The sequence below is a fragment of the Microbacterium sp. 69-7 genome, from assembly GCF_001897985.1.
Classification (GTDB): Bacteria; Actinomycetota; Actinomycetes; order Actinomycetales; family Microbacteriaceae; genus Microbacterium; species Microbacterium laevaniformans.
In genome coordinates, this window is sequence record NZ_MKRU01000095.1 from 1 (window position 1) to 11,710 (window position 11,710).

7 protein-coding genes are annotated in these 11,710 nt (G+C 69.5%); 4 read left to right on the top strand and 3 right to left on the bottom strand.

The genetic code is table 11. From position 1 onward, the window contains the following. Both BGN98_RS11505 and holA read left to right on the top strand, forming a co-directional pair. The coding region (locus BGN98_RS11505; protein WP_288121476.1) for a ComEC/Rec2 family competence protein at positions 1–912 on the top strand (912 nt) is incomplete at its 5' end. Between the two features lie 52 nt (positions 913–964). Beyond that, positions 965–2,011, top strand: a complete 1,047-nt coding sequence (gene holA / locus BGN98_RS11510; protein ID WP_061683203.1) for a DNA polymerase III subunit delta — start codon at positions 965–967, stop codon at positions 2,009–2,011. A 201-nt stretch (positions 2,012–2,212) separates the two neighbouring features. Here the strand turns inward: holA and rpsT are convergent, their stop codons facing one another. Continuing rightward, entirely contained in the window at positions 2,213–2,473 is a 261-nt protein-coding gene (rpsT, locus tag BGN98_RS11515) for a 30S ribosomal protein S20 (RefSeq protein WP_036285140.1), read from the bottom strand. A 217-nt stretch (positions 2,474–2,690) separates the two neighbouring features. Here rpsT and BGN98_RS11520 point away from each other — a divergent pair, with 217 nt between their 5' ends. Continuing rightward, positions 2,691–3,986 (top strand): MFS transporter, encoded by a 1,296-nt coding sequence (locus BGN98_RS11520; protein WP_036284991.1) that lies wholly within the window; start codon positions 2,691–2,693, stop codon positions 3,984–3,986. On the opposite strand, the gene BGN98_RS11525 is transcribed toward BGN98_RS11520, so the two are convergent. Continuing rightward, the gene (locus BGN98_RS11525) at positions 3,916–4,659 is read right to left on the bottom strand and encodes an alpha/beta fold hydrolase (RefSeq protein WP_005049408.1); all 744 of its coding nucleotides are present in this window, start codon (positions 4,657–4,659) and stop codon (positions 3,916–3,918) included. The two genes, BGN98_RS11520 and BGN98_RS11525, sit on opposite strands and share 71 nt — an antisense overlap. A 108-nt stretch (positions 4,660–4,767) precedes the next feature. After that, the gene (locus BGN98_RS11530; RefSeq protein WP_288121477.1) at positions 4,768–9,528 is read right to left on the bottom strand and encodes an ExeM/NucH family extracellular endonuclease; all 4,761 of its coding nucleotides are present in this window, start codon (positions 9,526–9,528) and stop codon (positions 4,768–4,770) included. A gap of 306 nt (positions 9,529–9,834) precedes the next feature. On the opposite strand from BGN98_RS11530, the gene lepA reads away from it, so the two are divergent. Next, positions 9,835–11,685, top strand: coding sequence for a translation elongation factor 4 (gene lepA / locus BGN98_RS11535; RefSeq protein WP_005049411.1), 1,851 nt, complete (start codon positions 9,835–9,837; stop codon positions 11,683–11,685). Positions 11,686–11,710 lie beyond the last annotated feature (25 nt).

Genomic DNA, 11,710 nt, shown 5'->3' on the forward strand with positions numbered 1-11,710 from the left:
GTCGGGGGTCTCGCCGCCCTGAGCCTTGCCAGCGCGGCCGTGGTCGTCCTGCTGCTGCGCACACCCCCACCGGCTCGGGTCGCCGCGGTCGTGGTCCTGGCTGTCACCGCGGTCGTCGTGGCCGCAACCGGCCCCGCCGCGCAGGTCGGACTTCGCGCCCGCCTTCCCGTCGCCTGGTCGATCGCGGTGTGCGACGTCGGCCAGGGCGACGCGATCGCGATCCGCGCCGCCGGTCGCGTCGCGCTGGTGGATACCGGCCCCGATCCGCAGGCGCTCACGAGCTGCCTGGAGACGCTCGGCGTGGACCGGGTGGACCTTCTGGTCCTCACCCATTTCGACCACGACCACGACGGAGGAGCGCGCGCGGTCGCCGGCCGGGTCGACACCGTTCTGCACGGGCCGACAGGAGCGCCCGACGACGAACGCACACTGGCCCGGTTGAGCGAAGCGGGAGCCCGCCTCGTCCGTGCCGATGCGGGGATGACCGGCACCCTCGGCGATGCCCGCTGGCGCGTGCTGTGGCCGCCGCCGCGCACCGCTGCAGGAAACGACGGCAGCGTCGTGATCGACATCGCCGGCCCGACCGTGCCTCCGATGCTGATGCTGGGTGACCTCTCTGCCGAGGGTCAGCGGCGCCTGATGGCGACGGCATCCCTGCGCGCCGCCTACACGATCGTGAAGGTCTCGCACCACGGCAGCGCCGACCAGGAACCGCGGCTGTACGGACGGCTCCGTGCCGCGGTGGCGTTGATCTCGGTCGGAGCGAACACCTACGGGCATCCGCGAAGCGAGACCCTCGCGATGCTCGAGTCCTTGGGTGCGCGGCTGGCCCGCACCGACGTGGAAGGTCTCCTCATGCTGTGGACGGAAGCGTCGAGTGTGCGGCTGTGGCACGAGAAGGGATCTCCGTGAGCTGCCGCCGGGCGCTGCCTCGGTGTCGCGAGCCGTCGGTAGGCTGGTGTTCATGCCTACCGCGCCGCGTCGTCCCGCCTCTCGTGGAGGCGCGCGCACCGCGTCGGCGATCCCGCAGATCTCCTGGCGGTCGCCGCAGCCGGCCCCCGTTGTTCTGGTGTCGGGACCGGAGGACGTCTGCGCGGAGCGGGCGACCGCCGGCATCCGCGAGTTCCTCCGCGCGGAGGATGCGAGCCTTGAGGTCTCCGACCTGCGGGCCGACGACTACACCTCCGGAAGCCTGCTGACCCTCACGTCGCCGTCGCTGTTCGGCGAGCCGCGGCTCGTGCGCGTCGGAGGCGTCGAGAAGTGCTCCGACGCTTTCCTGACCGAGGCCCTCGCCTACATCGAGGCCCCCCAGGACGGCGCCACGGTCGTACTCCGCCACACCGGCTCCAGCGTGCGCGGCAAGAAGCTGCTCGATGCGATCCGATCCGGTACCGGTGGCGGCATCGAGATCGCATGCCCGGCCGTCAAGCGCGACTCCGACCGCTTCGACTTCGCAGCCGGGGAGTTCCAGACGGCGCGCAAGAAGATCGCGCCGGTTGCTCTCCGCGCGCTCGTGGGCGCATTCTCCGACGACCTCACCGAGCTCGCCGCGGCCTGCCAGCAGCTCATCTCCGACGTGCCCGGCGACATCACCGAGCAGATCGTCGAGCGGTATTACGGCGGCCGCGTGGAGACCTCGGCGTTCACGGTCGCCGACACCGCCATCGCCGGCCGCTACGGCGATGCTCTCGTGGCTCTTCGCCACGCCCTCGCCAGCGGCGCCGATCCGGTGCCGCTCGTTGCCGCGATCGCCTCGAAGCTGCGAACGATGGCGCGCGTCGCCGGCATCCGAGAGTCGTCCGCGTCACTCGCGGCTCGACTCGGCATGAAGGACTGGCAGGTCGATCGCGCCCGTCGTGACCTCACGGGGTGGAACGAGGCGAGCCTCGGCCTCGCCATCCAGGCGGCGGCGCGGGCGGATGCCGAGGTCAAAGGCGCCTCACGCGATCCCGTCTTCGCCGTGGAGCGCCTCATCACGATCATCGCCACCCGCGCCCCCTACGGCGCCTGAGCGCGGGGGATGCCGCATCCGTCACTCTGCGGCGCATCCGACCCCGCGCTCATCCGTCCCGTCTGGTCGCATCCGTCACGAATGAACGACCAGACAGGACCGACGAACACGCGCTCGCTCACGCGCGTGCACCGTGCCCACCGACGACGAAGGCCCGCCGCCGCGGATGCGGGGACGGGCCTTCGATGATGTGGACGCGGCTCAGAGAGCGGCGACCTGCTTCGCGATCGACGACTTGCGGTTCGCGGCCTGGTTCTCGTGGATGACGCCCTTGCTCACGGCCTTGTCGAGCTTCTTGGACGCCTTCGCGAGCGCCTTCTCGGCAGCGGCCTTGTCGCCGGCGGCGATCGCCTCGCGGGTGCGACGCACCTCGGTCTTCAGCTCGCTCTTGACGGCCTTGTTGCGCTCGCGCGCCTTCTCGTTGGTCTTGTTGCGCTTGATCTGCGACTTGATGTTCGCCACGTTCGACGGCTCTTTCGTTCGGTTTTCGATGGATGTGCCGGGGTAGCGGTAGAGGGACGCCTCCGGCGGCGTGCGGGGTGGGACCCACACGCAAGCCAATCACCGAGTCTATCAGGTCGCCGCGCGCCGCCCCCGCAATGCGGGCTCCGGCGCCGGGCGTGCGGCATGATCGGCTCGTTCGGCCTCATCGACGAGGCCCGCCGACGAAGGAGTCGCCGTGACTGCCGCCTCGCCAGACCCGAGCACCCGGAACGCGCCCCGACGCGCCGGTGCCGCATGGTTCACACTGTTCACCCTCGCGTGGCTGGCGATCTGGACAGCCCAGCTGACCCCGCTGCAGCTGCTCATCCCGCTGCAGCTGAACACCCCCGGCGACGCCGACCGGTGGATCTCGGGAGTGGTGTCCTCGGGGACGGTTCTGGCAGCCGGCGGCCTCGCGGGTGTCATCGCCGGCCCACTCGCCGGCGGCATGAGCGATCGCACCCGCGGCGCCTTCGGCAGGCGTCGTCCGTGGGCGCTCGGGGGAGTGGTACTGGGCGTCTTCTCGCTGATCGGCCTCGCGTTCGCCACGGGCCCGTGGACGGTGGCGATCTCGTGGATCGGCGTCTCCGTCGGTCTCGCCGTCGCATCCGCAGCGTTCACCGCGATGATCGCCGACCAGCTCACCGAGCAGCGCGGCACCGCTTCCGCCTCGATCTCGTCCTCGCAGGCCCTCGGAGTCGTCGTCGGCGTGGGGGTCATCGTCCTTCTCGGCCTGGGCGTGATCGCGGGGTATCTCGTCCTCGGCGGCGTCCTGCTGATCGCGGGCGGCCTCGGCGCCCTGCTGCTGCCCGACCCGCCCGCACCCGCCGCTTCCGCCACCGCACGCACCCGTCTCTCCGCCGCGGAGCGCTTCGCCGCATTCCGGGACCGCGATTTCGCGTGGATGCTGTGGGGGCGTCTCGTCGTCAACATCGGCAACGCGCTCGGTACCGGCCTGCTGCTGTTCTTCCTTCTCTACGGGCTGCACCGCGACCCGGCCGACGCGCAGGACGAACTGCTGCTGCTCATCGTCGTCTACACCGTCTTCGTCGTCGTGGCCTCCGTCGTCGCCGGGGCGATCTCGGACCGCACCGGACGCCGACGCGGCATGACGGTCGCCGCGGCCTTCGTGCAGGGCGCTGCCGCTCTGCTGCTCGCGGTGTTCCCGTCCTTCGACATCGCCCTCGTGGCGGCCGCACTGCTGGGCGTCGGGTACGGCGCATACATGGCCGTCGGGCTCGCACTCGGCACCGACCTCCTGCCGTTTGCCGAGGACAGCGCGCGCGACCTGGGCTTCGTCACCGTTGCGGCGAGCCTGGGGCAGCTGCTGGGACCGCTCGTCGGCGCCGGCCTCGTCGCCGCCGTCGGGGGGTTCTGGCTGCTGTTCCTCGGCGGCGCCGTGCTGTCGGTGCTCGGCGGACTCATGACCCTGATGGTGCGGGCTGAGTCCCGGCATCCATCGTCGCCAGCGCCAGATCCACAACGGCGTTGAAGACCCGCGGACGCATCGCGGTGACCAGGTGCGAGGTACGTGGCACCACGATGAGCTCCGCGGCGGGCACCAGAGACGTGAACAGCCTCTCGTTGATGCGCAACTGATCGAACTGCCCGTTCACGAACCACGTCGGCACCGCGATGCGACGCAGCGCGGCGAGCAGGTCGAGCACCGACAGGCTGCGCAGCGCGGTGTCCTGCGCGTCATACGCATACCCACCGGCGCCGAAGTCGGCCCTCGTCTCGACGGGCAGCGTGCGATCGAGCACCCACTCGGCGATCGGTGCGCCGCGGCGGGGAAGCCGATCGAAGCCGCGAGCGAGCGTGCGATAGGTCTGCAGCGCCACGCCGCGCGGGATCGCGGTGCAGGATGCCGCGATGAACGCGTCGACCGGCGGGCGCTCCGCCGCGCCGACGTACTCGATGGACACGAGACCGCCCATGGAGTGGCCGACGAGCAGCACACGACCGCGTGTGGCGGCATCGCGCACCGCGCCGTCGATCGTCGCGAATGCGCCGTCGAGCGTGAAGGGCTCGCCCATCCGCGCACCGTGGCCCGGGAGATCGAGCGCGACCGCGTCGATGCCGCGGCCGTGCAGATGCTCGACCTGCGCGCGCCACATCGTCGCCGAGGTACGGATGCCGTGCACCATCACCACCGTCGTCGCCATGGTCTTCAGCCTAAGCAGTCGGTGCGGCGCCGGACCCGACGTGCGCGCAGGCACGCACGAGGCCCCGGACACCCGCCGAAGCGGGGCCGGGGCCTCGGGTGCGAGCGATCAGCCCATGAGGCTCCGACGACGACGTGTCATCGCGAGCAGCAGGCCGGCCGCGAGCAGGAACGCTCCGCCGAGCGCGAGACCCCAGGGGAGCTCGGCGCCCGTGGTGGCGAGTGTGCCTTCGCCGACCACCTGCAGCGGAAGGTTCAGCACGACCCGTCCGTCGGCACCCAACACGATGAGGTGGTGAGTACCCAGCGGGAGCGTCGACGGCACGGTCACGGTGAACGTCACGCGGCCCGCGGCATCAGCGGCCGGGATGCCGGTGATGACGATCGGATCGCTGTTCAGCGTGGCGACCACCTGTTCGCGCGCGCCCAGCCCGGTGAGGGTCACCGTGAACGACGCGCCGCGCTCGATGCGCCCATCGGCCGACAGCCCCGCGCTCGACACACCCGCCGCCGCACCGCCGGTGCTCGGCAGCGTCGTCGACGGCGACGGAGACGGCGCACCGGTCGGGGCGCCCGTCGGGGAGGGCGAACCGGTCGGGGACGCGCTCGAGGTCGGGTCCGGCGTCGGTGCGGTGGTGGTGACCAGCACAGCGCGTCCGACCGGCGAGGGCGCCATCGGCTTGACCGCCGCTGCGTAGGCGAGCGTCGCGTCGAGGTCGACCTGACCGGTGTCGGTGCGGGCGGTTCCCTGCGCGAACGGCGTGAAGCCGTCCCCGCCGTTGGCGAGGAACGAGTTCGTCACCACCGTGAAGGTGTCGGCGTCGCTGATCTTCTTCCCATCCAGCGACATCGACACGATGTGTCCCGACCGCGACGCCGTCTGGCCGGCGAGCGGTGCATCCTCGGTGTACTCGTAGGTGAAGCCCTTCGAGACGCCCAGGTGCAGCTTGGGACGGTCGCCGGTCGACTGCCACTGGCGCGTCAGGATGTCCTTCAGCTGGGCACCGGTGAGGGTCACCGTGACGAGCGTGTTCGCGAACGGCTGCACGGCGGCGAGTTCCTTGAAGGTCACCGTGCCGTCTCCGGTCCGCAAGAGGTCGGCACGCAGTCCACCCGGGTTCATCAGCGCGATCTGCGCCTTCGTGCCCGCGTAGGCCGGGTTGGTGCTCGTGGCCCAGAGGTAGATGTCGGCGACGGTGTTGCCCATCGTCGACTCGACTCCGCGGTCCGAGCCGCCCTTCCCGCCGCGCAGGATGTCAGCCGTGATGGCACCGACCGGCTTGGAACCGATCGTGATGGCCTGCGCGGTGAAGCCGGCGACCATCGAGGCGACCGCCGCATCGGCCGGGTAGGCCTTGGCGAGCGCCTGCGTCGATCCGGTCGCCGACACCAGCTCGTGAGCGTCGGTGTCGTACTGCAGCGACAGCTGGCCGAGCGCCTTGCCGTACTCCGCCGCCTGGATGACCGGTCGCAGCTTCCCGCTGGAGCCCACCTGCACGTTGCACGCGTATGTCTGGTGCGTGTGCGCGGAGACAATGGCGTCGATGTGGCTGGATGCCCCGCGGATGAGGGTGCCGAAGTCCGACGGGTCGGTGGCGACCGCATCGCACTGGTTCGACACCGACGACCCGGAGTGCGTCAGCAGCACCGTGACATCGGCCAGATCACCGTTGGAGATCTTGTCGGCGACGCGGTTGGCCGCCTCGAGCTGGTCGCCGAAGTCGATGTCCTTGATTCCCTGCGGATCGACCATGCGTGCCGTGTCGGTCGTGACGGTGCCGATGAACGCGACGCGCACGCCGTCGATCGTCTTCACGGCGTACTCCGGGAGCGCCGGCGTCTTCGTGCCCTTCTGGTACACGTTGGCGCCGAGCGCGTAGGGCGAGCCCGCCGCGATCTGCTCCGGCGTCACGTTCTTGACGTCGGTGTTACCGCCGAAGCGCGGCAGAACGCGGCCCTTGAGGTCGTCGAAGCCACGGTCGAACTCGTGGTTGCCGACAGCCGACACCTCCAGGCCGGACGCCTTGAGAGCATCGATGGTCGGGCTGTCCTGCTGGATCAGCGAGGTGAAGGTCGACGCCCCGATGTTGTCGCCGGCCGAAACCAGGATCGTGTTCGGGTTCTTCGCCTTCTTGGCGGCGACGGCCCCGGCGAGAACGGCGGCTCCCGCCTCGCCCTGGCTACCGGCTTCGATGCGACCGTGGAAGTCGTTGATCGTCAGGATGTCGATCATCGTCGGTGCGCTCTTGCGCGCGGACAGACCGACCTTCAGCGGATCGTGATCGCTCGAGCGATACGGACCGTCCTGCCAGAACAGCGTGCCGTGGTTGTTGTAGCGGCTGTACTCCAGCGCCACCGACTCGCCCGAGTTGATGTTCCAGACATCCCCTCCGGTGACGCGCTTGCCGGCCGCCGCGTTCAGCAGCACGTGGTCGAGCGAACCCGAGAGACCGTCGAACGAGTAGGTGGAACGCCCCACCTTCAGCGCCGACTCGGCATCCGTGTAGCCCGCGTCGTAGAGGACCTTCAGCGGGTCCTCCTGGGTGTAGGAGTTGAAGTCGCCGACGAGGACGGCGGCCTCGCCGGTCGTGGTGATCGAAGAGACCCAGTCCCGCAGAGCGGTCGCCTGAGCGACGCGCGCCGGGTTCCAGGCACCCTGGCCGTCCTTCTGGTCGGCCTGCGATCCGCTGGCGCCGCTGGAACCCTTCGACTTGAAGTGGTTCACGACGAACAGGAACGGCTCGCCGCCACCCGCGGGCGCGAACTTCTGCGCGATCGGCTCGCGTGCGTTGTCGAAGGCCTGCCCTGAGCCGGACTGCGTCCCCAGCGCGAGCGCATCGCCGACCGGGGCGACCCGTGCCGGCTGATAGATGATCGCGTTGCGGATGACGTCCTGCTGCGACGCATCGGGCAGCTGAGCGGATGCCGGGACGTAGGCCCACTTCTCGCTTCCCGCAGCGGCGTTGAGCGCCGCGACGAGGGTCGAGACGGCCTTGTCCGGCGTCGACGGCGTGGACTTGGCCGAGTTCTCGATCTCCATGAGACCGACCACCGAGGCATCCAGCGTGTTGATGGCCGAGACGATCTTCGACTGCTGACGGGCGAGGTCCGCCGCACCCCACGCACCGCGCAGGTCGCAGCCGCCGCGCACGTTCGTGCCGACGCCGGCGCGGTCGGTGTACGGCTGGCAGGACGCATCGGACGAGCCGAGCGTCGTGAAGTAGTTGAGCACGTTGAACGAACCCACGCTGAGGTCACCGCCGACCGAGGCGGGAGCCGCGGTGCGCGGGTTGGTGAAGCTCGCCTGCCCCTGCGTCTTGCCATCGCCGGCGAGGAAGGACACCGGGTTCAGCTTCCATGCGTTGTTGCGGTAGTCGAGCACGAACGTGCCGCTCAACGATGCCGTGCCGCCGACGACGACCGGCTTGTCGAGCGAGACATAGGCCGGAGTCAGGTCGCCGTTGAGCAGCGCGCCCGCACCCTTGTTCGCCCGCGCGGCGTAGTCGAGCGAACCGCCGTCGTCGAGGATGACGCCGCGGGCCAGGTTGTCGGCCGCGACGGCTTCGGCCTCGGAGGATCCGGGCCGCGCGACGTCGGTGGGCTGACGAAGAACGCCCGCGCCTGCCGCAAGGCCGACCTCGCCGTACCGGTTCGTGTTGTTGGTGTTGGTGACCGTGAAGGTGCTCGAGACGCTGACGAGCATCGACTCGAGGCTCTCGCGCTGAGTGATGGCACTCGGCCAGGTGGTGAGCACGACGGGGGTGGGCTTCGCAGCATCCGCGATCTTCGTCGCCTTGCCGGCGTCGACGGTGAGCTGGGTAAGCCCGTTGAACTCGCCCGCCGTGCCGGTGACGCGCACGGTGTCGCCGAGTGCGACCTCGCTGGCCACGGCCGAAGTCTTCGCATAGACGAAGATGGCGTCGGATGCCGTGTGGGTGCTCAGATCGACCGTGCCGCCCGTTCCGGGCGTCTGGATGACGTAGCCGTTGTAGCCGCCCGTCGCGTAGTGAGCGGTGACGACGCCTTCCGTCGTAACCGTCTGACCGTTCAGCGGCGTCTTGTCGGCGGATCCCTGAATCGCGGCGATCGATGTGATCGTCTCGGTGCCGGGGGTTCCCGTCGACGTCGGCTGCGGCGTCGGGGTGGACGTCGTCGTGGGCTGGGGAGTGGGGGACGCGGTACCGGTCGGCCCGGGCGTCGGCTCCGCGCCGGAGGCGGAGTTCTGCGGAGTGGGGGCGCCCACGGCGAAGTCCGCGCTGTTGACGGCAGTGTTGGTGTGCGACGCGTTACGCGAGATGCTGGTCGCGTTCTCGGTCGCGGAAGCGGGGGAGCCGGCCGCGGGTGTCGCGGAGTCTCCCCAGGCCACGTAGTCGACGACGCCCGCATCGTTCGGCCCGGTGATGGCGGCCGAGCTGGAGACGAGGGCGACCTTGCCGGTCGTCCCGCTCAGCGCGAGCGAGCCGACGGCATCCGGTGTGGGAAGGGGCGTCGTCCCGCCTTGCCCCTTCGCCTCCTGGACGAGGAATGTGCGTCCGGCGGCGATGGTGCCGCTGAGGGGCTGCGCCGAGAACTTGTTGTCGCCGCCTGCTGCGGCGTACTGCAGCGTCCAGCCGTCGAGGCTGACCGGCGCCGACGAGACGTTCACGAGTTCCACGAAGTCGTGCGTGTAGGTGGCCTTGCTGTTGCCGCCCCCGCCGTAGACCTCGTTGATGAGCACGGCGGCGTCCGCGGAGACCGCCGCCCGAGCGGGAAGAGCGGCCAGACCCGCGCCGGTGAGGGCGAGGGCTCCGGCGGTGATGGCGGCGACGAACGAGCGTCGCTTCCGCCTCTCGGCGGTGGGACGCATGGCGTCCGGTGTCGGATCTGACACGTGTTCTCCCTGATTTCGCATGCAACAGCGGACAGCCGCATACACGGCGGTCCTCTTCGGTGATTGAGTGCCGATGATGAGGTGGCTGTGAGACGAAAAGGTTTCACCGAAGTGAACGCCGCACGACATCCGGTCCCATCGAACGTGAGATCGAGCTTCTGTGGCGCGGATCGCGGCGGCAAGAGAATGAGCGGTTAGCTCTTTCTCATCCTGCGCGGCCCTGGCGCGTCGCGCGACGGGGACGCTAGAGTCCCGCGCGCAGCGGCGCGGGGGCGCCGCCGCAGACGCCGGTAGACTGCTCGGGACATGTCACCCCGCGCCCTGAAGCCTCTCGAGCCGTCTGCGACCCCTCCAGAGCTGATCCGCAATTTCTGCATCATCGCCCACATCGACCACGGCAAGTCCACGCTGGCCGACCGCATGCTGCAGATCACCGGCGTGGTCTCGGACCGCGATATGCGTGCGCAGTACCTCGACCGTATGGACATCGAGCGCGAGCGCGGCATCACGATCAAGTCGCAGGCCGTCCGCATGCCGTGGGCGACGACCGACGGCACCTTCGCACTGAACATGATCGACACGCCCGGCCATGTCGACTTCACGTACGAGGTCTCGCGCTCGCTGGCCGCCTGCGAGGGCGCCATCCTTCTCGTGGATGCCGCGCAGGGCATCGAGGCGCAGACCCTCGCGAACCTCTACCTGGCGCTGGAGAACGACCTCCAGATCATTCCGGTGCTCAACAAGATCGATCTGCCCGCCGCCGATCCGGAGAAGTACGCCGCAGAGCTTGCGAACCTCATCGGCGGCGACCCCGCCGACGTGCTGCGGGTCTCGGGCAAGACGGGCATGGGGGTGGAGGAGCTGCTCGACCGCATCGTCGAGCGCATCCCCGCGCCGGTCGGCGACGCCGACGCCCCGGCGCGCGCCATGATCTTCGACTCCGTCTACGACGCGTACCGCGGCGTCGTGACATACGTCCGCATGGTCGACGGCAAACTCGAACCGCGCGAGCGCATCCAGATGATGTCCACGCGAGCGACCCACGACCTGCTCGAGATCGGTGTCTCCAGCCCCGAGCCGGTTCCCACCCGGGGCCTCGGCGTCGGCGAGGTGGGCTACCTCATCACCGGCGTGAAGGACGTGCGCCAGTCGAAGGTCGGCGACACGATCACCAACCACCGCAAGCCCGCAGGACAAGCGCTGGCCGGCTACACCGACCCCAAGCCGATGGTCTTCAGCGGCATCTACCCGATCGACGGCAGCGACTACGCCGATCTGCGTGAGGCGCTCGACAAGCTGAAGCTGTCGGACGCGTCACTCCAGTACGAGCCGGAGACCTCCGTCGCGCTGGGCTTCGGGTTCCGTTGCGGATTCCTGGGCCTGCTGCACCTCGAGATCATCACGGAGCGGCTGTCGCGCGAGTTCGGCCTCGACCTGATCACCACGGCCCCGTCGGTGACGTACGAGGTCACGACCGACACCGGCGAATCCGTCACGGTCACCAACCCGAGCGAGTACCCGGACGGCCGCGTCGCGAGTGTCTCGGAACCGGTCGTCAAGGTCGGCATCCTGCTGCCCAAGGACTACGTCGGCACGGTGATGGAGCTCTGCCAACAGCGCCGCGGAACGCTCCTCGGCATGGACTACCTCAGTGAGGACCGGGTCGAGCTGCGCTACAACATGCCGCTCGGCGAGATCGTCTTCGACTTCTTCGACCACCTGAAGTCGAAGACCCAGGGCTACGCGAGCCTCGACTACGAGCCTGCCGGATCCCAGGAGGCCGATCTCGTGAAGGTCGACATCCTGCTGCAAGGTGAGAAGGTCGACGCGTTCAGCTCGATCGTCCACCGGGAGAAGGCGTACGCGTACGGCACCCTCATGACCGAACGCCTCCGCAAACTCATCCCGCGCCAGCAGTTCGAGGTGCCCATCCAGGCCGCCATCGGCGCGCGTATCATCGCGCGCGAGAACATCCGCGCCATCCGCAAGGACGTGCTCGCCAAGTGCTACGGCGGTGACATCACCCGTAAGCGCAAGCTGCTGGAGAAGCAGAAGGAGGGCAAGAAGCGCATGAAGATGGTCGGTCGTGTCGAGGTGCCCCAGGAGGCCTTCATCGCTGCGCTCTCCGGCGATGTCGAAGGCAAGGACAAGAAGTAAGCCGGACGCCCCGGTTAGGCTTGAC

What these genes read in the sequence shown, in the direction of transcription:
- holA (WP_061683203.1), top strand. Translation starts at nt 965, where the DNA reads ATGCCTACCGCGCCGCGTCGTCCCGCCTCTCGTGGAGGCGCGCGCACC.
- BGN98_RS11525 (WP_005049408.1), bottom strand. Translation starts at nt 4,659, where the DNA reads ATGGCGACGACGGTGGTGATGGTGCACGGCATCCGTACCTCGGCGACG.
- lepA (WP_005049411.1), top strand. Translation starts at nt 9,835, where the DNA reads ATGTCACCCCGCGCCCTGAAGCCTCTCGAGCCGTCTGCGACCCCTCCA.